This window comes from Paenibacillus sp. MBLB1832, from assembly GCF_032271945.1.
GTDB lineage: Bacteria > Bacillota > Bacilli > Paenibacillales > NBRC-103111 > Paenibacillus_E > Paenibacillus_E roseopurpureus.
Window position 1 is genome coordinate 4,250,944 of record NZ_CP130319.1, and the last position, 21,948, is coordinate 4,272,891.

Annotated in this window: 23 protein-coding genes and 1 other RNA gene; 13 read left to right on the forward strand and 11 right to left on the reverse strand. The window is 45.7% G+C overall.

Going from position 1 to position 21,948, the window contains the following annotated elements; translation table 11 throughout:
* Positions 1–25: 25 nt before the first annotated feature.
* Positions 26–445, forward strand: coding sequence for a M67 family metallopeptidase (locus MJB10_RS18965; protein ID WP_314797214.1), 420 nt, complete (start codon positions 26–28; stop codon positions 443–445).
* Here the strand turns inward: MJB10_RS18965 and MJB10_RS18970 are convergent.
* From MJB10_RS18970 to MJB10_RS18980, 3 genes are all read right to left on the reverse strand, one after another.
* Positions 439–1,173, reverse strand: a complete 735-nt coding sequence (locus MJB10_RS18970) for an exonuclease domain-containing protein (protein WP_314797216.1) — start codon at positions 1,171–1,173, stop codon at positions 439–441. The two genes, MJB10_RS18965 and MJB10_RS18970, sit on opposite strands and share 7 nt — an antisense overlap.
* A gap of 94 nt (positions 1,174–1,267) precedes the next feature.
* The gene (locus MJB10_RS18975) at positions 1,268–2,347 is read right to left on the reverse strand and encodes a DUF294 nucleotidyltransferase-like domain-containing protein (protein ID WP_314797218.1); all 1,080 of its coding nucleotides are present in this window, start codon (positions 2,345–2,347) and stop codon (positions 1,268–1,270) included.
* A 39-nt stretch (positions 2,348–2,386) separates the two neighbouring features.
* A complete protein-coding gene (locus tag MJB10_RS18980; protein ID WP_314797220.1) occupies positions 2,387–3,772 on the reverse strand; it encodes an ammonium transporter in 1,386 nt (461 codons plus the stop codon).
* 306 nt (positions 3,773–4,078) lie between these two features.
* Between MJB10_RS18980 and MJB10_RS18985 the strand changes: the two genes are divergently transcribed.
* Together MJB10_RS18985 and MJB10_RS18990 are read left to right on the forward strand one after the other, a co-directional pair.
* Complete coding sequence (locus MJB10_RS18985) at positions 4,079–4,519, forward strand: MerR family transcriptional regulator (RefSeq protein ID WP_314797222.1); 441 nt, start codon at positions 4,079–4,081, stop codon at positions 4,517–4,519.
* A gap of 21 nt (positions 4,520–4,540) precedes the next feature.
* Positions 4,541–5,230, forward strand: coding sequence for a zinc metallopeptidase (locus tag MJB10_RS18990; protein WP_314797224.1), 690 nt, complete (start codon positions 4,541–4,543; stop codon positions 5,228–5,230).
* 55 nt (positions 5,231–5,285) lie between these two features.
* Here the strand turns inward: MJB10_RS18990 and MJB10_RS18995 are convergent, their stop codons facing one another.
* On the reverse strand, positions 5,286–6,170 hold the full coding sequence (locus MJB10_RS18995; protein WP_314797226.1) for a LysR family transcriptional regulator: 885 nt from the start codon (positions 6,168–6,170) through the stop codon (positions 5,286–5,288).
* A 157-nt stretch (positions 6,171–6,327) separates the two neighbouring features.
* On the opposite strand from MJB10_RS18995, the gene tpx reads away from it, so the two are divergent.
* Positions 6,328–6,846 carry a thiol peroxidase gene (tpx, locus tag MJB10_RS19000; RefSeq protein ID WP_314797228.1) on the forward strand — a complete coding sequence of 173 codons (519 nt, stop codon included), beginning with the start codon at positions 6,328–6,330 and terminating at the stop codon, positions 6,844–6,846.
* 46 nt (positions 6,847–6,892) lie between these two features.
* On the opposite strand, the gene MJB10_RS19005 is transcribed toward tpx, so the two are convergent.
* Both MJB10_RS19005 and MJB10_RS19010 read right to left on the reverse strand, forming a co-directional pair.
* A complete protein-coding gene (locus tag MJB10_RS19005; protein WP_314797230.1) occupies positions 6,893–7,282 on the reverse strand; it encodes a DUF1499 domain-containing protein in 390 nt (129 codons plus the stop codon).
* 145 nt (positions 7,283–7,427) lie between these two features.
* Positions 7,428–8,774, reverse strand: a complete 1,347-nt coding sequence (locus tag MJB10_RS19010; RefSeq protein WP_314797232.1) for an Nramp family divalent metal transporter — start codon at positions 8,772–8,774, stop codon at positions 7,428–7,430.
* A 317-nt stretch (positions 8,775–9,091) separates the two neighbouring features.
* Between MJB10_RS19010 and xylB the strand changes: the two genes are divergently transcribed.
* On the forward strand, positions 9,092–10,615 hold the full coding sequence (xylB, locus tag MJB10_RS19015; protein WP_314805742.1) for a xylulokinase: 1,524 nt from the start codon (positions 9,092–9,094) through the stop codon (positions 10,613–10,615).
* 53 nt (positions 10,616–10,668) lie between these two features.
* On the opposite strand, the gene ssrS is transcribed toward xylB, so the two are convergent.
* Both ssrS and MJB10_RS19025 read right to left on the reverse strand, forming a co-directional pair.
* A non-coding RNA gene (gene ssrS / locus MJB10_RS19020) (6S RNA) lies at positions 10,669–10,850 on the reverse strand.
* A 51-nt stretch (positions 10,851–10,901) separates the two neighbouring features.
* Positions 10,902–11,747, reverse strand: coding sequence for a YesL family protein (locus tag MJB10_RS19025; RefSeq protein WP_314797234.1), 846 nt, complete (start codon positions 11,745–11,747; stop codon positions 10,902–10,904).
* A gap of 207 nt (positions 11,748–11,954) precedes the next feature.
* Between MJB10_RS19025 and MJB10_RS19030 the strand changes: the two genes are divergently transcribed.
* Positions 11,955–12,041 (forward strand): sporulation protein YjcZ, encoded by an 87-nt coding sequence (locus tag MJB10_RS19030; protein WP_141692673.1) that lies wholly within the window; start codon positions 11,955–11,957, stop codon positions 12,039–12,041.
* A gap of 60 nt (positions 12,042–12,101) precedes the next feature.
* Here MJB10_RS19030 and MJB10_RS19035 read toward each other — a convergent pair whose 3' ends face one another.
* Positions 12,102–13,712, reverse strand: coding sequence for a DEAD/DEAH box helicase (locus tag MJB10_RS19035; protein ID WP_314797236.1), 1,611 nt, complete (start codon positions 13,710–13,712; stop codon positions 12,102–12,104).
* 286 nt (positions 13,713–13,998) lie between these two features.
* Between MJB10_RS19035 and MJB10_RS19040 the strand changes: the two genes are divergently transcribed.
* The 7 genes from MJB10_RS19040 (at position 13,999) to MJB10_RS19070 (ending at position 19,302) form a co-directional block, all read left to right on the forward strand.
* Entirely contained in the window at positions 13,999–14,535 is a 537-nt protein-coding gene (locus MJB10_RS19040; protein WP_314797238.1) for a DUF4178 domain-containing protein, read from the forward strand.
* Between the two features lie 63 nt (positions 14,536–14,598).
* Positions 14,599–15,276 (forward strand): DUF4247 domain-containing protein, encoded by a 678-nt coding sequence (locus tag MJB10_RS19045; protein ID WP_314797240.1) that lies wholly within the window; start codon positions 14,599–14,601, stop codon positions 15,274–15,276.
* Positions 15,277–15,427: 151 nt separating this feature from the next.
* Positions 15,428–16,249 carry a YitT family protein gene (locus MJB10_RS19050; RefSeq protein ID WP_314797242.1) on the forward strand — a complete coding sequence of 274 codons (822 nt, stop codon included), beginning with the start codon at positions 15,428–15,430 and terminating at the stop codon, positions 16,247–16,249.
* Between the two features lie 166 nt (positions 16,250–16,415).
* A complete protein-coding gene (locus tag MJB10_RS19055) occupies positions 16,416–16,574 on the forward strand; it encodes a hypothetical protein (protein WP_397386545.1) in 159 nt (52 codons plus the stop codon).
* 121 nt (positions 16,575–16,695) lie between these two features.
* Positions 16,696–16,929 (forward strand): Sec-independent protein translocase subunit TatA/TatB, encoded by a 234-nt coding sequence (locus MJB10_RS19060; protein ID WP_314797246.1) that lies wholly within the window; start codon positions 16,696–16,698, stop codon positions 16,927–16,929.
* Positions 16,930–17,083: 154 nt separating this feature from the next.
* Entirely contained in the window at positions 17,084–18,277 is a 1,194-nt protein-coding gene (locus MJB10_RS19065) for a putative glycoside hydrolase (RefSeq protein WP_314797248.1), read from the forward strand.
* Between the two features lie 68 nt (positions 18,278–18,345).
* Entirely contained in the window at positions 18,346–19,302 is a 957-nt protein-coding gene (locus MJB10_RS19070; RefSeq protein ID WP_314797249.1) for a D-2-hydroxyacid dehydrogenase, read from the forward strand.
* Positions 19,303–19,368: 66 nt separating this feature from the next.
* Here MJB10_RS19070 and serS read toward each other — a convergent pair whose 3' ends face one another.
* Both serS and pfkA read right to left on the reverse strand, forming a co-directional pair.
* Positions 19,369–20,652 carry a serine--tRNA ligase gene (serS, locus tag MJB10_RS19075; protein ID WP_314797250.1) on the reverse strand — a complete coding sequence of 428 codons (1,284 nt, stop codon included), beginning with the start codon at positions 20,650–20,652 and terminating at the stop codon, positions 19,369–19,371.
* A 299-nt stretch (positions 20,653–20,951) separates the two neighbouring features.
* Positions 20,952–21,920 (reverse strand): 6-phosphofructokinase, encoded by a 969-nt coding sequence (gene pfkA / locus MJB10_RS19080; RefSeq protein WP_314797251.1) that lies wholly within the window; start codon positions 21,918–21,920, stop codon positions 20,952–20,954.
* Positions 21,921–21,948 lie beyond the last annotated feature (28 nt).

Sequence of the window (21,948 nt, forward strand, 5' to 3'; positions counted from 1 at the left end):
GCTTTCTACAGCGAGGAGTGATCGTGTGAACGTCTATCTATCAGACATGCTTTATGATGCCATAGTGGCCTATAGCACGGAAGCACTCCCCGCAGAAGCTTGCGGAATTATCGTTGGCGTTAACCATGGTGATCATTTGCAAGCGAGCAAGTTCTTCCCTTTGAGCAATCTGGCAGGTGATCCAGCAAGAGAATTCACAATCAACCCCCTCGAATTACTTCCCTATTTGCAAAATGACAAGCAACCCGTGATCGGATTGTTTCATTCCCATCCTTCCGCGGCAGCCATCCCTTCTGAGCGGGATTTGCAAACCCTTTGGCACACGATCCCATCGTATTGGATCTTATCCTTACTAAAGCCTAGCCAGCCTGAATTGGCCGTCTATCAACTAAAAAAAACCATCACGACCACCTATCACAAGCTTCCGCTCGTTCGGGGTCAATGATGGCTTAGTAAGGCATATAAATCGCCTAAAGTATCCACATTTCTTGCTTTAACTTCATTCATCAATCGTGACCACAGCTCTGCCGTCATCAAGGCATCCTCTAGGGCATGGTGTCGAACCGTAACCGGAACATCGTAGGCGTGAAGCAAAGAGTCCAAACTCAGATTCTTTCTTTTCGGCATGAGCCACTTTGCAATCATCATAATATCTAACACACGATGGGATAAACTCACTTTAGACGTTCGCCATAAAGCTGAGTTCAAGAAATTTTTATCATGTCCTATGGCATGCGCAACCAAGATTTTCTGTTGTACAAATTCCAAGAACTCACTTAACGCACTGATCAAATCCGGCGCATCACTTGCCATTTCATTCGTAATTCCCGTTAACTGCACAATCTCGTCAGGTATCTTGCGTTTCGGGTTCACCATTCGGTAGAATGTTTCTTTCGTCTGCACTTCACCGCCAATAACGGATACGGCACCAAAAGAAATAATTTCATCACCGTTATAGGGAGAAAATCCTGTCGTCTCTAAGTCAAAAACGACTATCTCCATCGAATGCAAGGGGATTTCAAATAAGGAATCTTTCCGTTGCTCCTTCAGCATAGAACGTATAAAAGCCATCTGCTGCGCGCTCTGCACATCAAACATCGATGTAAGCGCTGGCGTGAGCCCTCCCATTTTATACAAATGCCACATTCGGCCTGCTGGACGCATATCTTTCATCCGTGCCATCTCTCCTTACGCCCTGAATCGTGGACTCCGTTTCGTAAGTTGACAACCGACATCGCCTTGCGCATGTAACGGTTGCAACAGAGATCTAACCTTTTTCTCTCTCTATGTGTTCAATCGATTTCATCACATATTTCTGTAAATCCATGCCCGTCAGCAAACATCGCTTCAACAAGATGCGCGTTTCTTTATTTAACTGAACGGCACGAAGCTTGCCTCTGGTCGTATATTTCTCATTTTCGATCTGAAAAGGAGTCATATCCCGCAGCTGCAAGGCGATGCCAAAAGCAGTTTCCCAATCTTTTGCGATTTGCTCCGAAACCTTGCCCAATTGTTTCAACTGGCTAATCCGTTCCATCGTAGAAGTCGCTGCAATCCCCTCTTGGATAGCCAATAGGCGAATCCCATTGACGATGGGAATGTAGGCGCCATACTTGATATCGAACCCGCCAGCATCCTCTCCATAGCGTTCGGTAATCAAATTCCGAAATACCCCTAGCGATATTTTGTGATGCAGCGTATTAGACAGTAAATGTTTCAGAACATGCTGATGTTCCTGTACATAATCGAAGAAAGCATGTTTCAGCTTAGCCACCAAATCCTTCGAACCGTAAATACAGCGAAAATCAGCCAAAATCAATAAATAACGAACATTCTCCCAAGTCGGTTCCTCTAGCCAGCGAAGCATCATATCATGATAGCCAGACAATGACTGGCGCCATTGCGGATTGCTGGATATGACATTCCCCTCACAAGGCGGATAACCTAGCACATCCAAACCATGGAGAATGTAAGAAGTCAGCTTTTCAAAATAAACATCCAATTCCTCATGATCATACTGGTCACTTTCTTCATAGATAAGACCGTTATCCTGATCACTCCATAGGGTTTGCTCTCGTCTGCCGCCACTGCCCAACAAAATAAACGCGTAAGGTGTAGGAGGCTTCCCATAACCCTCATCCTCAAGGAGATGCTCGGCGATCTCGATCGTTCTTTGAATCAACGCATCATGAACCTGATTAATCTGACTACCTAATTCAGGTTTATAGGAAAAAAGGAGATGCTCCCGAAACATCTCATGCACCTGATCTCTGGTGACTCGCATTTCATCGAATTGCTCCGATTGAACGATGCGTTCCAGGACCCGTTCCATTGAGAGATGATTCATGTTGCATCCCCTTTGCTCTAGTAGAAATTATAGGTGTTATTAAACGGACACGCCGTTTTGAGCTGCTTTTTTCATTTGTTCTGGGTACCCGTAAGAACCATGCTCAGACAGATCCAGACCGATGATTTCTTCTTCTTCTGTAACACGAAGACCGATTGTCGCTTTCAGAATACCAAGGATAATAAAGGAAAGAACAAGTACGAACGCTAGCGCTCCGAATACCCCTAGAGCTTGAATACCCAATTGGTGCAAGCCGCCGCCGTAGAACAAACCAGCTCCACCAATACCTACTTTACCAGAAAGTTCAGGTGTTGCGAACAAACCAGTGGAAAGCGTACCCCAAATACCTGCGATACCGTGTACAGAGAACGCATAGATCGGATCGTCGATACCCGCTTTTTCGAACCATTGTGCTGTAAAGAAGGTAACAATACCTGCAACTGCACCAATAACGATCGCTGCCCAAGTGTCAACGAATGCGCAAGCTGCTGTTATCGCAACTAATGCTGCAAGAACACCGTTCAACATGCTAGGAATGTCAGCTTTACCAAAGTACATCCAGGAAATAACTAGCGCCGCAACGCCGCCTGCCGCAGCAGCCATGTTCGTTGTCAAAGCGATGTAACCGAAGAACCCGTCACCCATAGCGCTTAACGTACTACCTGGGTTGAATCCGAACCAACCGATCCATAGGATGATAACACCGAGTACAGACAAGACTTGGTTGTGACCTGGAATCAAGTTAGGCGTTTTATCTTTATTATATTTACCAATACGCGGTTTAAGCAAGATCGTTGCTACTAATGCTGCTGTTGCACCTTGTAAGTGAACAACGGTTGAACCTGCGAAATCTTGCATGCCCAATTTGCTCAACCAGCCGCCGCCCCATACCCAGTGCGCTACGATTGGATAAATTACTACAGTGAACAAGATACCGAAGATGAAGTAAACAGGAAGCTTCGCTCTTTCTGCAAAACCGCCCCATGCAATCGCCAAGGATACACCCGCGAAAGCAAGTTGGAACAAGAATTTAATACCGATTGGCACATCAGAGAAGGAAAGTGATCCGAACGCTGCTGCCGCTTGATCTTCTAAGCCAGTTACGAAGAAACCTGTTTCTCCGAAGAAGGCATTTCCGTCACCGAAGGCAAATCCGAAGCCAACAGCCCAGAATGCAATCGCACATAAACCGAAAGTTAAAATCGTTTTACCGGCTACGTGACCGGCATTTTTCATTCTAGTTGACCCCGCTTCTAAAAGTGCAAAACCAGCTTGCATGAAGATGACTAAGATTGCTGCCAACATAACCCACACTGCATCAATTGCGCTGGTAAGTTGAGGAATCGTTGCCTCATCCGCAGCAAAAGCAAGAGTAGGGAACAGCAATGACATGACGCCGAAAGCTAACAACAACTTCTTAACCATACGACCACTTCCTTTAATGTTAGATTAAGTAACATGTAATGAAACTCTTAATGTCATTATATACAGGTTAATTGGGTTTGACAATAGGATTTTCATTAATAAATTGAAAAAAACGAAAAATAACCTGACATGAAACAAGCATAATTCGTGTTTCGACGCTTTTTCGTTGTAAAAGACGTATTGTTACACCATTACCCAGTGTCAGGTTTGCGAAGCATCACGTTTGACTGTATGGTTTACTATCAGTTATCATATTTATATATAGAAGAAAGTCATTCATACCATTGGAGTAGAGGTGAAATTAGCATGGGGAATGAGAAGCTATACAAAATTGGGGAGCTTGCAAAGCTTGCCGATGTCAGCCCTCGAACTATTGATTACTACACCAAGCTGAACTTGATTGAGCCTGAGAAACGGTCAGATACGAACTACAGGCTGTACAGTGATGAAACTTTGAGTCGTCTCAAACGTATTGAATCCATGAAGAACGAGAAATATACACTAGAGGAAATCAAAGCAAATATGCAGCAGTGGAGTAAAGTGTCGTCCGACGATACTGTGAGAGATAAGCTTACATCGCTTCAATTACATCTGGAACAATTGATGAAGGAAGCCAAAGAACTTAGCCCTCTCATACAACAGCTCAAGCCGAATCAGATGAAGAAGCTGTATCGGATCCTGACACAACCCACCGCAGCTTGTATTGAAGCACTTATTGTTCTTCTTGGTAAAAATCCGTTCTCATAATGAATTACGGAGGAATGTCCTATGTTTTTTCACCCGATGGATTTTCTAATTCTTATCGCATTTGCCCTCTCGATGTGGGCCTCATTCCGAGTGCGAGGAACATTTAACAAATGGTCGCAAGTCCCGATCCGCTCCCGAATGACTGGCGCGGAAGCAGCAAGACGCATGTTGGATGCGAATGGGCTTTACAATGTGCCTGTTGAAGCTGTTCCAGGTACACTTACTGACCATTACGACCCTACGTCCCGAACGGTTCGACTATCAGAGCCCGTCTACTTTCAGAACTCTGTTTCCGCAGTATCCGTTGCGTGTCATGAAGTCGGCCATGCCATTCAACATCAAGTACATTACCCTATGCTTGTCGCGAGACATCGGATGTTCCCGATTGTTAATTTCGCCTCAGGTGTGGCACCGTTCCTAATCCTTGCAGGCTTTCTAATCCAGCAAATCCCGATGCTCCTTACACTCGGCATCATTTTCTTCGCGGCAGCCGTTGCTTTTCAATTAGTTACATTGCCTGTAGAGTTTAATGCCAGCTCAAGAGCGCGTGATGAAATGATTGCACAAGGATTTATTACCAATGAAGAAGAACGAGGCGTCGCGAAAGTGTTAAACGCTGCTGCACTCACCTATGTTGCCGCCGCGCTCATTTCCGTTCTCGAATTACTGAAATACATTATGATTTCGAATAGTCGAAATAACGACAATTAAACAACGAAAGCTCTCCCAAAGCAGGAATGCCAATGCACCTGCGGGAGAGCTTTTTTCACTTGAAATATTCATATAGGAAACGTCGAAACACCTCTGCTACAAGCGGCAGCTTCACATCTTTGCGGCAGATCAGCCCCACCGTTCTCGTTACCTGCGGATCCGTCACGCGGATTTTGACAGGCTGCATTTGCCCACCTTCCAATAACGCCATCGCAGGCAGTAAACTAACACCCATTCCCGCTGCTACTAAGCCTCGGATCGTATCCGTTTCTTCACCTTCGAACTCAATCTTAGGTTCAAAGCCCGCTTTATGACAAGCTTCCATCACGATCGTCCGTAAGGTATACTCCTCACTAAACATGACGAATGGCTCGTTCTTCAACTGTTCAAGTCGAATCGCGGTATAGTCAGCCAGTATATGATTAGAAGGAATAATGGCGTACAACTCTTCCGTCAGCAAAATTTCACCCGTGACATGCTCATGCTTTTCAGGAAAAGGCGAGATAAAGGCGAGATCAATCTCTCCTTTAGAGACATCTCGAATTAGAGACGTGTATGTACCTTGGCGCAATCGAAACTTCACATTGGGATGATTTTTTTTGAAAGCCGCGACAACCGCAGGAAGTAAATTAATAACCAAACTGTGCGGAAATCCAATGCGAATCTCCCCTGCCTCAGGATCGAGAAATTCGTGAATTTCGCCAACCGCTCGCTCAAGATCAGTTAAAATACCCTCCACCCGACTCAAAAATAAATTTCCTACAGACGTCAAATGCAAATTTCTGCCCTTCTGTACGAAAAGTTCAACACCCAGCTCTTCTTCGAGCAAATGAATTTGCCTGCTCACCGCAGACTGAGCTACATGCAATTCTTCCGCCGCTTGGGTCACATGCTGCTTCCTTGCCACTTTCACAAAGTATTGCAATTGTCTTAATTCCACGTAAATTAATCCCCCGACAACACGTCATGATAACGGGACGAATCCCGTGCTACGCTTCCGATTATAGCGGTATACACCCGATTGGACAACTTATCTGCAAAAAGATTATAATGAGTAAGTTGTTATTAGCATGGATAAATAAGGAGGAAAACATTCAATGGCACAAGAACGTACTGGCGTTGCTACCCTCAAAGGCAATCCGATCACATTAGTAGGACCCGAAATTAAAGTAGGTGATAAAGCACCTAACTTCACAGTGAACAAAGATCTAGTAACACAAGTTACCCTTGCAGATTATGCAGGTAAAGTGAAATTGATCTCTGTTGTTCCTTCCTTGGATACAGGTGTTTGCGATGCGCAAACGCGTCGTTTCAACGAAGAAGCAGCTAGCCTTGGCGAGAATGTTGCTGTTCTTACAATTTCTGTTGACCTTCCATTCGCTCAAGCACGTTGGTGCGGAGCTGCAGGCATCGACAAAGTTGTGACTTTGTCCGATTACAAAACAAAATCTTTCGGCGAAGCATACGGCGTATTAATTAAAGAACTTCAATTGGATATGCGCGCAATCTTCGTTATCGATGCGAACGATACCGTTCAATACGTTGAGTACCTTGGCGAAATGACTTCCCACCCGAACTACGAAGCAGCTGTAGAAGCGGTTAAAAAATTAGTGTAATACACAAATAAAACAGCAAGGAGGCCAAGCTTCCCTGCTGTTTTTATTATCCATCAATTTTATATGGAGCTAGCTTACGATCTAATTGTTTATAGATATCTAGAATGGTGCGATAGTTGGATCCGAGATCTCCCATGGAGCCACGTGAAGCCGAATATATATCCACCGCGGTTTTTACTGGATTTATTGCAAACAATGTCAAGGTAACATCCTGTGTTCGTCCTGTCATTGTTCTACGTTCAGCAAGGATTTCCCCTACATTCGGAACTTCGTGAAGAAGCTTATATCCAGGTGTCTTCTTTAAAACCGCCGTCACTTCTTCCCAAACCTGATCTTTAGGTAACTTAAAGTATCTCGTTTTAAGCAATGGATCTCTGGCTTTTTCCCCTGTTGTTTCATGACTACGTACTAATCCGATTAAGGTTCTCTTTAGCAAAAGCCTTTCCCCCTTCAATCAAGTGCATGTAAACCACTTGCCATTTCAACACTATCCTCTATAATACCACTGTTTATGCTTTAGAAAAAGAGGAAATTGAAAATCGGAGGATCGCTCCCCCGATTTGTGCCCCGCCATATCTCATTTATCCAAAAAATGTATTTATTAGCAAATAGACATTGAGCCCCGCGATAACAATCGCGACAACCCAGCTTAGAATCGCCATCCAGGATGGAATAACGAGCTCACCCATCTTTTTACGATCCGATGTAAACTTAACGAGGGGAATAACCGCAAAGGATAGCTGCAAGGATAAAATAACTTGGCTTAGAATTAACAAATCTGTTGCGCCGCTCTCACCGTACAGTCCAATCACAATAATAGCAGGAACAATGGCGATGAGGCGCGTAATTAAGCGTCGCAACCACGGGGTCAAACGAATATTCAAGAAACCTTCCATAACAATTTGACCAGCAAGCGTTCCTGTAAGTGTTGAGTTTTGACCAGATGCAAGGAGTGCAACGGCGAAGAGAATACTCGCTGCCCCTGTACCCAGCATAGGCCCCAGGAGATGATAGGCATCTTGAATTTCTGCTACTTCCTTACCTGCCGAGTGAAATGCTGCAGCGGAAAGAATGAGAATTGCCGCATTGACGAACAACGCCAACATTAAGGCAACCGTCGAATCAATCGTCGCAAATTTAATCGCTTCTTTCTTGCCTTCAATCGTCGGTTCAATTTTACGTGTCTGTACGATCGATGAATGTAAATATAAATTGTGAGGCATAACGGTTGCGCCCAAAATACCAAGAGCAATATATAACATGGTTGGATTCGTCACGATTTGTGTCGTTGGAATAAAACCAGCAGCTACCGCTGCAAACTCAGGTCTGGAGAAAATGAGTTCCATCACAAAGCAAACCATGATCAGTGCAATTAAACTAATCACCATCGCTTCAATGTAGCGAAAGCCTTTCTTCTGTAACATCAGCACTAACAAAACATCTAATGAAGTTAAAATAACGCCATAAATCAACGGCAAGCCGAACAATAATTGCAAGGCAATCGCGGCGCCGATCACTTCAGCCAAATCGCAGGCTGCAATGGCAAGCTCACACAAGAACCATAGCGCGTACGACACAGGCTTACTATAGTGATCTCGGCAAGCTTGCGCTAAATCCCGTCCCGTGACAATACCCAGACGCCCTGACAAGGCTTGCAGGAGAATAGCCATCAGATTCGAGATGAGGATAACAGAGAGCAACGTATAGCCGAATTGCGATCCGCCAGCCAAATCAGTCGCCCAGTTGCCAGGGTCCATATAACCAACAGCCACGAGATATCCAGGCCCAACGAACGCAAGCAATTTGCGGAAGAAGCCTGCTTTCTTAGGTACTCTCATACTATGATGAACTTCAGGGAGACTCGGCATTGAAGATTCTTTTCTCCAGCCGCTAGTTTCTTGATCAGTCTTTTTATATGCAACTTCCATGTTTTTACCCTTCTTTCTCAAGACCAATAATGTTGTTCGAGGGAAACTTTTATAGACAGTATACTACATAATCCTATCTTATGCTATAGGTAAACAATTATGTGCAAAGTAAATAATGTTTCCGTAGGGAAAATTTTTAGACAAGTTTTTACAAACAAGCATTCCACAAAGAAACAAAATAAAATTTGTTAAAGATAAAGAAGGAAATTCACCTCAGCGAACGAATACTATGGTATACTTATCTTTGTATATTCAATGAACAAACAAAGAATTCGCTTTTATCCACGACAAAAAGGGTGATTATCTTGACTTATTTCATGGGTTTAGACCTAGGAACATCAGCAATCAAATGTATTCTCGTAGATGAAAAAGGAACTGTCATCGGCTCTCATTCTGTTGAATATCCGTTATCGCAACCGCAACCAGGCTGGGCTGAGCAACAACCTGAGGATTGGTGGAATGCCACAGTCGCAGGTATCCGCGGCCTTCTGACAAGCACTGGCGTCACGGGTGCTGAAGTTGGTGGCATTGGCTTCTCCGGCCAGATGCATGGGTCGGTCTTCCTGGACGAGGCGCAGCAGGTCATCCGCCCTGCGCTGCTCTGGTGTGATCAGCGCACCGCGGAGCAGTGCGCCTACATCGAGGCGACCGTCGGCGAAGCCGAGCTCGGTCGCCTTACAGGCAATCGGGCGCTCACAGGTTTCACCGCGCCCAAGATCTTATGGCTCCGGCAGCATGAGCCGGAGCATTACGCACGCGTTCGGCATCTGCTGCTGCCGAAGGATTACGTCAGGCTGCGCCTGACGGGCGCGCTCGGCATGGACATGGCCGACGCCAGCGGCACGCTGCTGCTCGATGTGGCCCATCGCAGCTGGTCGCAAACCGTCGCCGAGCGGTTAGAGATCCCGCTCGCGTGGCTGCCGCCGCTCTATGAGTCCGGCGACATTGCCGGGCACCTGCTGCCGGAGGCAGCGGCGCTGACTGGCCTAGCGCCAGGCACGCCGCTCGTTGTCGGCGGTGGCGACCAAGCCTGCGGCGCCGTTGGTGTCGGCGTCGTCCGCCAAGGCATCGCCTCGGTGGCCCTCGGTACGTCCGGTGTCGTCTTCGTGCACGACGACACGTACCAAGTGGATGAAGCATACCGGCTTCATTCCTTCTGTCACGGCGTGCCTGGCAAGTGGCACCGCATGGGTGTGATGCTTGCCGCAGGCGGCTCCTTCCAGTGGTGGCGCAACCACTTTGCTGGCGAAGAGTTGGCACGCGCGCAAGAAGAAGGAAAAGACGTTTATGAAATTTTAACGTCAGACGCAGAAAGAGCACCGCTCGGAAGTGAAGGCTTACTGTTCCTTCCATACTTATCGGGAGAGCGGACCCCTCACCCTGATCCGAAAGCACGCGGCGCATTCATCGGGTTGAATCTGCGCCATGGGAAAGCCCACTTAACACGCGCTGTGCTTGAAGGGATCACATTCGGTCTTCGCGACTCGATGGAAATGATCCGTGAATCCGGAATTAAAGTCACCGAGCTTCGTGTCAACGGCGGCGGTGCTCGCAGCCCATTCTGGCGGCAAATGATCGCCGATATTTTCGGTATTCCCGTTGTCACCGTGAATTCCACGGATGGCCCCGCTTATGGCGCTGCAATTATGGCCGCATCAGGCGTACTTCAAGTTGATATCGCTCAACTGTGCGAAGACTGGATTCAAGTTACGAATCGCGTAGAACCTAATCCAGCGAATCAACAGAAATATGAGGCCTACTACAAGGTTTATCGCAGCCTCTACCCAACCTTGCAAGGCACGTTCCACCAACTTACGGATTTAGCAAATACGATCAGCTAATACAAAAAAAAGAGGTCGAACAGGAACCGCCTGTTCAACCTCTTTTTTATACGAAGAAACCCGCCTATGCCGTCCGGTTTCTGTGCTTCAAACCCGCTCTCGCAGGTGGGTGTCCGCAGAGGTGCATTTGAGGTCCCCTTTCGAGGGCATGTCAGCCACACTTCAATATAGGTCTCCCTAGAAACAGTCATTGGTTTAAAACAACTTAAAACCGTTACGCACATCGCAGGATTCTTCTTGTGTTCTTATTATAGATCCTACCTCGCTGATAATCAACTGGGAAGGATTACTCTATAGTCTTCTCATTCTCACTTTTTTTATTCAAGTTAATAGCAGTTGCGTCTTCATCCTCGGATTTCTCGGAGTGCGAATCTGCATCCATTTCACTTGCTTCCTGTTCTTCAGCCAATCGTTGCTGTTCTTTCTCTTCCAGCTCCTGCTGTTTCGTCTGAAGTTTTGTAAAGCTGCGATTGAACTGCCAGAAGGAGAACGTCGCCACAATACTTCCCATGAAGAAAACAACTAAGAAGAAGTTGAACTTCGTTAAACAAATATACACGATTACCGCATTACAAATCAAAAGTACGATCGAATTAATCGGGTTACCAATCGTAATGAGAATGGAATTTTTCACGATTTGGGTAATTTTCATGTGTAAATGTACAAGGATGGAGAAGAAATTAAATAACGCAATCATCATAATAACTGTAAAAGCGATAAATAAGACAGCAAGCACTCTCAGTGAACTTCCTTGCTTCAAATAGAAGAAATAATTCACACCGATGATTACGAAAATGAGTACAAAGAAAATGCCGCCTATCATACTTTGCAAGTAGTTTTCTTTGTATCCGCGGAAGAACGTTTTTAGTAACGGCACATCTTCTTCGCCCGTCACCCATTTTCTAGCAACAGCGAACATCGCCGTAGTCGCAGGGAACAAAGTAAACGGTGCCAAAATGGCAAGTATCGGTAAAGTCGCTTTCAATGCATCTTCGGTCTGGCTAACCATCCCCATAAAGAGGAAGAAGAATACCGGTATTGAGCACAGCATCCAAAGCAAATTAATAACGGACAATCGCATGATCCATTCCGATATTCGGTATAGCCCTCCCATAACTCCCTTAAACTCCAAAACTGCTTCCTCCTTAGCGTCTCCATCTGGAAACTTTCTGCGTTGTTTGTCGCATGCTGTCTGCTGAGCATGTCTATTTCCGATATGTTTTTCATTATAGCCTATTTTTCAATATATAGGTAGACGTCTAGTCGTTCTAGGTTCTTTTACATAGTATAGTATTGTCTAATCGCCCCACCCCCAAATCTTTTTCAGGAGGTTGATACTATGTCTCACGCAGTTGGAACATCCGCAGGTGCAATCTTGGTACTTTTTATCCTTTTAGTCATCATCACTAGCTCTTTCGTACTCTAAAATATAACGTGAACAAAAGGCGAAGATCCGTAGGATCTCCGCCTTTTTTAGTGCCGCGATTTATTTATTTACAAGTGTATCTTCGCTTTTACGTGGAGCTCTGGAACGATCGCGGTTCCCAGAGTTGTTGCTGCCGTAATCACGGTTTCTGGAGGAAGAGCTGCTTCCGCCTTCTCTGTTTGAACCGTAGTCTCTGCTATCTTTACGCGGGTAACGGGAGTTGGAGCTGGAACCACCTGTTCCAGAACCGCTGCCATAGCCTCCGCCTTGACGACGATCGCCTGAACCTGAACCATATCCACCGCCAACGCGACGACCTGAGCTGCGAACGTCGAATTTTTTCTTTCTTGCACGGATTGGATCTTCTGGTGTCAATTCGATTGTTAAATCTTTCTTGTCGCCAGTCAACAATTTCATTGCAGCTGCAAGCAAGTTAACGGAATCGTATTGCTCAAGCATTTGAATCGCTAAGCCTTTGAATTCGGAATGCTCTTCTTTTTGAAGAACATCCAATATACGCTCAGCTGTCATTTTTTGTTTACCTTCGATCGCTTCAGCTAAGCTTGGCAAAGGTTTTTTGTTAATTTTATGACGAGTAACCTTCTCAATGAAGTGAAGGTGATCAATTTCACGCGGTGTTACGAAAGTCCAAGCAGTACCTTCTTTACCAGCACGACCTGTACGGCCGATACGGTGAACGTAGCTTTCTGGATCTTGCGGAAGATCGAAGTTAATAACGTGAGTTACACCCGAAACGTCAAGTCCACGTGCCGCAACGTCTGTTGCAACCAGCACATCAATGCTGCCATCGCGGAATTTTCTCATCACGTTGTCACGTTGATTTTGGGACAAGTCACCATGTAGACCTTCAGCAGCGTAACCACGTTTTTGAAGAGCTTCTGCAAGCTCATCTACACGACGTTTCGTACGGCCGAAAATTATAGCCAAATCTGGCGCTTCCATATCGATCAAACGGCTAAGCGCTTCAAACTTTTGTTTCTCGTGAAGTTCGATATAAGCTTGCTCAATTGTAGGGGCACTCACTTGTTTAGGAATTACGGAAACGTGCTCTGGGTTACGCAGGAACTGTTGAGCAAGACGTTGAATGTTCGTAGGCATAGTTGCCGAGAACAACATCGTGTGACGCTCTTCTGGTACAAGCTTCAAAATGGATTGGATATCTTCCATGAAGCCCATGTCTAACATTTCATCCGCTTCATCCAGAATAACCGTTTGTACATCATCAAGCTTAATTGTTTTACGGTTAATGTGGTCAAGAAGACGTCCTGGTGTACCGATAATGATTTGTGGTTTCTTTTTCAATGCACGGATTTGTTTTACGATGTCCTGTCCACCATAAATTGGCAAAGAACGAATGCCTTTGAAACGACCGAGTTTTTCAATCTCTTCCGCAACCTGGATGGCAAGTTCCCGTGTAGGACACATGATTAATGCCGAAATGCGCTCTTCTTTAATGTTGATTTTGTTAACAAGCGGAATACCGAATGCTGCAGTTTTCCCTGTTCCTGTTTGTGCTTGCCCGATCAAATCACGGCCTTCCATGGCCAGTGGAATTGTTTTCTCTTGGATTGGTGTGGACTCTTCAAAGCCCATTTCTGTAATTGCACGCAATACCGATGCGTCTAAACCAAACTCCTGAAATGTTTTCAAATAAATTCAATCTCCTTTTGTACAGGGCAGGCTAATGCCTTGTATCTTTTTTACCCTTAAGTACGACTTCCTATCCGTCTCTATAGTTTCTTAGTGGATTACACTTTCGATTTAACATCTTCCATGATCCAACAGGCCGCCCTTAAGAACATCTAAAATATTATAGCACAGTGATATCCACATTGCCAGTGGCTTCTTTTCCTACCTCGGGACGAAACCGAATGCATAAGTCGCTCGTATTATAGGGAGAACAATAAAACGGAATCGAACAGAGGAGAGTTTTCACATGTCCATTTTCAAACGTGTCAGCAACATTTTGCGCAGCCAGAAACAAGAACCTGCAACGTCTTCAACAGGCAATCCACTTGAAGATTCACGCGTTGGCGATATTGTTAATGTAGACTTAGAAGAATACGTCATTTCAGGCAAAGTCGTTTATTTCGACCGCGGATTTGCGCCGCATCGCTATGCTTATTATTTGCAAAGCGGCAAAAATATTCAGTGCTTGATTGTGGAAAAAGGCAGAACCTACGACTGTTTCCTGTGCAACTTCATGGAAGGTGCGCTTGATGACCCGAATGACGTACCTACACGGTTGGAGCTGGATGGCGAAGCCACTTTTGATCTTGAGTTCCACCGCAACGACGTCTCCCGTACGGAGGGAAATACCGATTTCCGCAGTGGCGATGATATTATTTTTTGGCGTTATTTCGGACCGGATCATCGGTACTTCTTCCTCCAATGGCAAGATGGGAAATTCGTTGCTATGGAAGGGGAACGTACACCTGGCAATCAGATCAATTTTTTGAAATCGACGCCTTAAACATCCATATGCTATCATTGAAACAGGTTTCCGATTGATTCGGAAAGGAGGACTTATCACATCATGAAGAGATGGACTTCGTGGCTTTCTCTCTTACTCATTATTACGCTTCTTACTGCATGTGGCGCTGATGCTGCCCGTTACATCAAAGACGAATACCCGTTAGTTAGTGTGGATGGCAAGGGAAGTAACATGTCGAAGGTGTACGCCGTTGAAGGCAAAAACGTACCCACTGTTGCCAATGAACTCGCTGCCAAAGAAAAGCCAAAAGAGAAAAGTAAGGAATCTGAGGATCAAATGTTCCTTGTATACAATGACAAGGTTATTAATATCCAGAAGGATCCCGCTGATAATAAGAATACCTTAGTACAAATAGACAGCATCGAATATGCTAAATCTCATTACGATTCTTCATTCTTACAGGGCTATTTGACCGCAACACTGCTTCAATCGTTATTCGGTGGGAACTGGTTTAACAACCGTGGGTCCTACGATTATCGCGGATACACACAGACACCGAATTACAAGTCTGGTGCAGGCACCACGACATCACCTTCAACGGATAAAAAGCCGACGACTTCAGATCGAACAGGCGGATTCACAAGCGGCGCGGCCAACCCAAGCTCGGGAAGCAGTTCAACCACTCGGAAGAACGATGGATCTACGCCGAATAAAGTAACCAAACCCACGACAAGCAAACCAAGCACAACCAAAAAAACCGGTTCATTTAAGCGCCGCTAACAAGTGATTGTATATAAGCTGTTGTCCCTATATGGGGCGCAGCTTTTTATATTCCCCACACCATTTAACCACTGGTTAAATGATGATTGCAGTTTTGGAAGAATGAATTATACTTGCAATATGCTGCATACTAATCTAGAGGTGATTTGTTTTGAAAAAGGCGCTGGATGTTCTAATCATTCTAGTTGGCGCAATGCTTGTCGCGGTTGGCTTCAATATGTTCCTCATCCCCCATCAATTACTTAGCGGCGGGGTTTCTGGAATTGCCATGATCATCGGTTATTTTTCCAATTTTAACATCGGGTTTCTGTATTTATTGTTCAATCTGCCTTTGATGATTTGGGGACTTGTGTCCATTGGTCGACGTTTTATTATGATTAGTGTCGCATCGGTTGTCTTAACGACTTGGATGATGCAGATCATTCCAACCAATTTCGTGGCCAAAGACCCTATGCTTGGTGCCGTATTTGGCGGTGTGCTTATTGGCATCGGCAGCGGAATCACGCTAAGAATCGGCGGATCTAGCGGAGGATTCGATATCGTTGGTTTGATTTTGACACGGAAATATGATTTCCCGCTTGGCATGATTCTCTCTGCGATGAACGGTGTCGTCATTGTCGCACTCGGCTATTTCAAGAATAATTGGGATCTTGCTTTATTCTCGATGCTAGCTATTTTTATTAGTGGTAAAACCGTAGATATGATACATATCAGTCATGTTAAAGTAACCGCATTCATTGTTACCAAGCATAAAGATGCGATTATCAACAAGCTGCTTATGATACCTCGCGGCGTTACCTTGATCAAAACAGAAGGCGCTTATACGCAACAGCAGCATGATATGTTGATGACGGTTACAACACGATATGAATTGGTTGAATTAAAACGAATTATTAAGGAAATTGATCCAAAAGCGTTCGTAAATATTGTGGAAACCGTTGGTGTTGTCGGAGAATTCCGCAAACATAAGTAAGAAATCAGCTAACTGCCCCTTTATTCCGTGTTGAATTGTGTTATAATGATTGTAATTTCATATAGTTCTGGTTTTCATCGATGGTAGGTTCAGGCGTGTTTCTTATTCTAATCTTCTGATTGGAAGGGTGATGCTTGTGGAGACAGTCAAATTATCCAGGATTGTATTGAAATTAACACCCGAGTTGTATCCCTCTTTAACCAGCCATGAGTTGGAATCCGAGATCGTTCTACGGTTCGGTATAGAGGCACTCGCAGCGGAAGATGTCATGGAAATTATTCAATTCAGCATTTCGGAACATCACAAGGACACCCTGTATCATTGAGGGTGTCTTTTTTGCAACCTTTTCTTGTATCGTTATTAAAATTGTAATAAATAGGCTATATAGGTTATGATAAGTCCATGATATAATGAGATTAACATAACTTATAATGGAGGTGTCTGGAATGGGAGCTTTATCTCCTTGGCACATCATTCTTATTGCGATCGTTGCCCTGCTGCTATTTGGGCCGAATAAACTGCCTGAGCTTGGACGAGGTTTTGGCAAAATGTTCCGTGAATTCAAAGATGCAACGAATGGAAACGGCGGTAACACATCCACGGATGAGCAGCCAGCCATTGCACGTAAAGAAATTAATCCTGAAGTAACGAAGAGTGAATCGGGACCAATTAGCAAGTAACATGACGACACCTGGGAGCCTAAGCTCCCAGGTGTTTTTTGTTTGCCATTTTTCAACCCGCTTCAACAAAAGCCTACAAATTTCCTATGGGCGTACTATCCCGCTTGCCTTATAATAGAGATTAGAAACAAAGATTGGAGTGGACTTATTCATCATGGAAATTTTACTTGCTTCACTTGCCCTCATCTTGGGCAATATCACATCGACCAACCCCGATGCGAGCTTCGAACAACTCGTGCAGGCTTCACTTGATGCGAAGAATGCGGTAGCCATCGTTCAGCCCGCAACACCAGCACCTTCTCAAGATCAAACTGATCCACTCGCTCCTGTTAACAAAATCGATCCACAGAAAGATGCTCCTGTTGTAAAAGGCATTTACTCCACTGCGCATAGCGCGGGCGGTTCACGCCTCAATACGCTGGTTAAGTTCCTGGACGATACGGATTTGAATGCCATGGTCATCGATGTGAAGGATGATTGGGGATACATTACTTGGGAAACAGGCAATACTGAACTCGATGCAATGGGAACCACTCAGAAAATAATCGGCAACATGCCTGGCCTGATGACAACACTTCATGAACACAATATTTATCCTATTGCTCGGATTGTTGTTTTTAAGGACACCGTTCTTGCGAAAAAGAAACCTGAACTATCCTATATTAACCCTGACGGTACAGTGTGGGGAAATGGGAAAAACCCGCCGGACAGCTTCGTTAATCCGTATAGCAAGGAAGTATGGGATTACAATATCGCTGTAGCCAAAGAGGCGGTCAAAGCTGGATTTAAAGAAATCCAATTCGATTATGTTCGTTTCCCCGAAGGGTTCGAAAAGAGAGCCGACGTGCTCAAATATACGAAAGATGAGCGTTCAAGAATCGATGCGGTTTCGTCTTTTGTTAAATACGCGAGAGAACAGCTCTCACCACTAGGCGTACGCGTTTCCGTTGATATTTTCGGCTATGCGGCTTCTGTACCCGCAGCTGAGGGTATCGGCCAGGACTTCGAGAAAATTTCACAGAATGTCGATGTCATTGCTCCTATGATTTACCCAAGCCATTACAGCACGGGCTGGTTCGGCTCGAAAGTACCAGATGCAGCACCGTATGCCACCATTAATGGCGCTTCCAAAGATACGAATAAGAAGCTGGAAGCGATCGATCAGAAGGGCTGGAAGCCTGTTGTTCGCCCTTGGATTCAAGATTTCACCGCTTCATGGGTTCCTGGGTACATTAAGTATGGGAAGCATGAGCTGGATGAACAAATTCGAGCACTGAAAGAAAACGGTATAAATGAATACCTGCTGTGGAATGCCAACAATAACTACACGGCGGGGGTAGACTACTAACGCCACTTGACCCTGGGAGCCTTGGCTCTCAGGGTATTTTTCAAATTACATATGAAAGTTGTGATCCTATGCTCAAAATCGTTGCCATGACTGGCATGAATTTATCCTCGATGCAAGCTCAAATGCCACAAGACCTGCAAGAACGATCTGAATTTCATTGGTTCACGTCTTCCAAAGAGGCTGGCGCGCATCTACACGATGCAGATGTTATCCTTTCAGCTGGCCGATTACACCCTGATATTTTGAAAGTCGCAACGAAGTTGCAATGGGTGCAAACAATATCTGCGGGTATCGACAAGCTTCCGCTTGATGAACTCCAACAACGAGGAATTGTCGTGACGAACGCACGCGGCGTACATACGATTCAAATGAGTGAATTCGCCCTATCCCTCATGCTGCAATGGGTAAGAAAAACGAATGTCCTCTACGCGAACCAGCAACAGCAGGTATGGGATAATCAGGTTCAGTTCGGTGAGCTGCACGGCAAAACAGTAGGGATTATCGGCGCTGGCGCCATTGGCGAGGCCGTGGCCCGAAAAGCGAAAGCATTTGACATGTCAGTCATTGGGCTCAATCGAACTGGGACCCCACAACCTGCTTTCGATATGTCGGTTCACGGTGAAGACGGACTTGCTTACCTGCTAACCAACAGTGATTTCATTGTGGTTCTGCTCCCAAGCACGAGTAAGACGAAAGGCTTTCTGCAACAAGAGCATATTGAGCTTATGAAGCCTACTGCTTTCTTCATTAACTTGGCGCGCGGTGATGTCCTAGACGAACAAGCACTTATTGCCGCGCTCCAAGAAGGTAAGATTGCGGGCGCAGCGCTTGATGTGTTTGAACAAGAACCGCTCCCTGCTTCGTCTCCACTTTGGCACATGAGCAATGTTATCCTTACACCGCACATCGCAGGATCTTCTGAGCATTATACGGACCGTGTCTCCAAGATCTTCTATCATAACCTGAGAGCGATGCTTGACGGCGGAGAAATGATGAATGTCGTGAACCTAGAGGAAGGCTACTAGTCCTTACACAAAAATGAAAAAAGCAACTTATCACTGTACACTGGTATCAGGATAAGTTGCTTTTTATTATGGCGCTGGAATAGCTTCCAGTCCTCTCATATAAGGTCTAAGCGCATGGGGAATGTAGATCGATCCATTCGCTTGTTGGTGATTCTCCAGCAGCGGGATTAAGATCCGCGGCGAAGCCACAGCTGTGTTATTCAGCGTGTAGCAGTAGCGCAGCTCGCCGTTCTTATCACGGTAACGCAAATTGCTGCGTCGCGCTTGGAAGTCGAGCAAACTCGACGACGAATGTGTCTCACCGTACGCTTGTCGGCTCGGCATCCAAGTCTCTATGTCGAATTGCTTGTAATTCTTGGCTCCCATATCGCCCGTACAGACAGCAACAACGCGATAAGGAAGCTCAAGCTGCGCAAGCAAATCTTCGGCATTTTGCGTAATGCTGTGCAACTGACGTTCCGCTTCTTCCGTATCATTTTCACACAAAATGACTTGCTCCACTTTAGCAAACTGATGCACGCGATATAACCCCCTCACGTCTCGACCTGCCGAGCCCGCTTCTTTGCGGAAGCAATTGGATACCGCCGCCAATTGAATAGGCCCTTGTGATAAATCAACAACCTCGCCCGCATAATACGAGACTAACGGGCCTTCCGACGTACCGACTAGCCAAGCGTTGTCCTCCGACAGCTCATAGGTTTGATCTCTGCCAGCTGGAAAGAACGCGGCATTAAGCAGCGTCTCTTCGCGTACCATCAACGGTACATCCATGACCGTGAAGCCCCGATCAGTCAGCAGATCGATTGCTAGCTGTTGAACGGCTCTATGCAAATAGAGCCCCATTCCTTTGAGATAATAGTTGCGGCTGCCTGCTACTTTCACGCCTCGCGCAAAGTCAATTATCCCTAACCCTTCACCTAGTTGAACGTGATCAAGCGGCTCGAAGGTGAAAGTTGGCTTCTCGCCAACCCTCCTCAGTTCAACATTGTCCAGATCGCTCTCGCCGAATGGCGTATCTGGCGAAACAAGATTTGGCACTTTCAGCATCAGTGCGTCATAGCGTTGCATGTATGTTGTTAACTCTGCTTCCAGCTTCACGAGGATTTGATTGGTTCCTCGAACTTGTTCCTTCAGTTGCTCCGCTTCTGCCCTTCGCTTCTGAGTCAAGAGGGCACCGATCTGATCTGACGCACGATTTCGTTCCGTTCGCAACTTATCGACGCGCCCAAGCAACTCTTTCTTCTTGTCATCGATGAGGAGTAATTCCTCGACATGACAAGCCATTCCTTTTTGTTTGGCAGCTGCCTTTACTTGCTCTTGATGATTCCGAATCCATTTGATATCCAGCATTTCCCGTCACCGCTTCCTCTTCGTATGTGTGAAAAAGACAAAGAACGCCCTCAGTCCGATTGGGACGAGGAGCGTTCTGCTCGCGGTGCCACCCAACTTGATGATGACATAAGCTGTCATGCATCCGCTTGGTTCCGCGATAACGGGCGGTGCCGGTTTATTTAGAGAAAGTGTGCTTTCACTTTCCGATCATGAACGTCTCCGAGTTGGAAGCTCTTCATTGACATGATGTTGCTATATGAATCGAAATTATAAATCATTCCAAACGAAAGATCAAGTAGAAGCTGGAACCTGTATACTTATTGGGACAAACGGCTTGCCAATTCGTAAAGTTCCATGTTGAACGTTCGTTTCGTATTGACAACGAGATCGATATCCGTCGCAACCAACTCACCTTTGATGATGCCGCAAGCCTTGGAAGAATCGCCTTCCATCAGTTTACGCACAGCAAAATCGCCTAAACGGCTTGCTAAAATACGGTCATTATGCGTTGGCGACCCACCGCGTTGAATATGACCCAGTACCGTTACACGAGGTTCAATACCGTTCGTTTCCGTGATCTGCTTGGCAACGCCTTCGCCAGTTCCTGCACCTTCAGCAACTAAAATAATACTGTGGCGTTTGCCATGGTCGAAGTTCTCCTTCATGCGATTCGCCACTTCCGTTACATCCACAGGCACTTCCGGCACGATAATGGTTTCTGCACCACTAGCTAGTCCAGCATACAAGGCGATTTCACCACAATGACGTCCCATGACTTCAACAACGGAAGAACGCTCATGCGATGTCATTGTATCCCGCAATTTATTGATCGCATCAACCACGATACTAACCGCAGTGTCGAAGCCGATCGTGAAGTCTGTGAACGGGATATCGTTATCAATTGTACCCGGCAGACCCATTGTTTTAATTCCTAATTTGCTTAATTTGTTCGCGCCTTGATAAGATCCATCTCCACCGATGACAACTAAGCCATCGATGCCGCGTTTGCGCAAGTTCTCTGCGCCTTTTTGTTGCCCTTCCAGCGTCATAAACTCTTTACAACGCGCCGTTTGAAGGATCGTGCCTCCGCGTTGAATAATGTCGCCTACGCTGCGCAGATCCATTTTACGAATATCATCGTTAATGAGACCTTGATACCCACGTTGAACGGCATAAACTTCGAGCCCATGGAATAAAGCGCTGCGCACTACCGCACGAACGGCTGCGTTCATCCCCTGAGAATCTCCTCCACTGGTTAGAACGGCAATTGACTTTACTGCTGACATTTGTCTTCCTCCTTCATAATTCGTGTGC

Excerpts from the sequence above, each read along its gene's own strand:
- MJB10_RS19040 (WP_314797238.1), top strand. The coding sequence starts at position 13,999 with ATGTCCATTTTCAAACGTGTCAGCAACATTTTGCGCAGCCAGAAACAA.
- MJB10_RS19060 (WP_314797246.1), top strand. The coding sequence starts at position 16,696 with ATGGGAGCTTTATCTCCTTGGCACATCATTCTTATTGCGATCGTTGCC.
- tpx (WP_314797228.1), top strand. The coding sequence starts at position 6,328 with ATGGCACAAGAACGTACTGGCGTTGCTACCCTCAAAGGCAATCCGATC.
- MJB10_RS19065 (WP_314797248.1), top strand. The coding sequence starts at position 17,084 with ATGGAAATTTTACTTGCTTCACTTGCCCTCATCTTGGGCAATATCACA.
- pfkA (WP_314797251.1), bottom strand. The coding sequence starts at position 21,920 with ATGTCAGCAGTAAAGTCAATTGCCGTTCTAACCAGTGGAGGAGATTCT.
- MJB10_RS19070 (WP_314797249.1), top strand. The coding sequence starts at position 18,346 with ATGCTCAAAATCGTTGCCATGACTGGCATGAATTTATCCTCGATGCAA.
- MJB10_RS18990 (WP_314797224.1), top strand. The coding sequence starts at position 4,541 with ATGTTTTTTCACCCGATGGATTTTCTAATTCTTATCGCATTTGCCCTC.
- xylB (WP_314805742.1), top strand. The coding sequence starts at position 9,092 with ATGGGTTTAGACCTAGGAACATCAGCAATCAAATGTATTCTCGTAGAT.
- MJB10_RS18980 (WP_314797220.1), bottom strand. The coding sequence starts at position 3,772 with ATGGTTAAGAAGTTGTTGTTAGCTTTCGGCGTCATGTCATTGCTGTTC.
- MJB10_RS18970 (WP_314797216.1), bottom strand. The coding sequence starts at position 1,173 with ATGAAAGATATGCGTCCAGCAGGCCGAATGTGGCATTTGTATAAAATG.
- MJB10_RS19030 (WP_141692673.1), top strand. The coding sequence starts at position 11,955 with ATGTCTCACGCAGTTGGAACATCCGCAGGTGCAATCTTGGTACTTTTT.
- MJB10_RS18985 (WP_314797222.1), top strand. The coding sequence starts at position 4,079 with ATGGGGAATGAGAAGCTATACAAAATTGGGGAGCTTGCAAAGCTTGCC.
- serS (WP_314797250.1), bottom strand. The coding sequence starts at position 20,652 with ATGCTGGATATCAAATGGATTCGGAATCATCAAGAGCAAGTAAAGGCA.
- MJB10_RS19010 (WP_314797232.1), bottom strand. The coding sequence starts at position 8,774 with ATGGAAGTTGCATATAAAAAGACTGATCAAGAAACTAGCGGCTGGAGA.
- MJB10_RS19045 (WP_314797240.1), top strand. The coding sequence starts at position 14,599 with ATGAAGAGATGGACTTCGTGGCTTTCTCTCTTACTCATTATTACGCTT.
- MJB10_RS18975 (WP_314797218.1), bottom strand. The coding sequence starts at position 2,347 with ATGAATCATCTCTCAATGGAACGGGTCCTGGAACGCATCGTTCAATCG.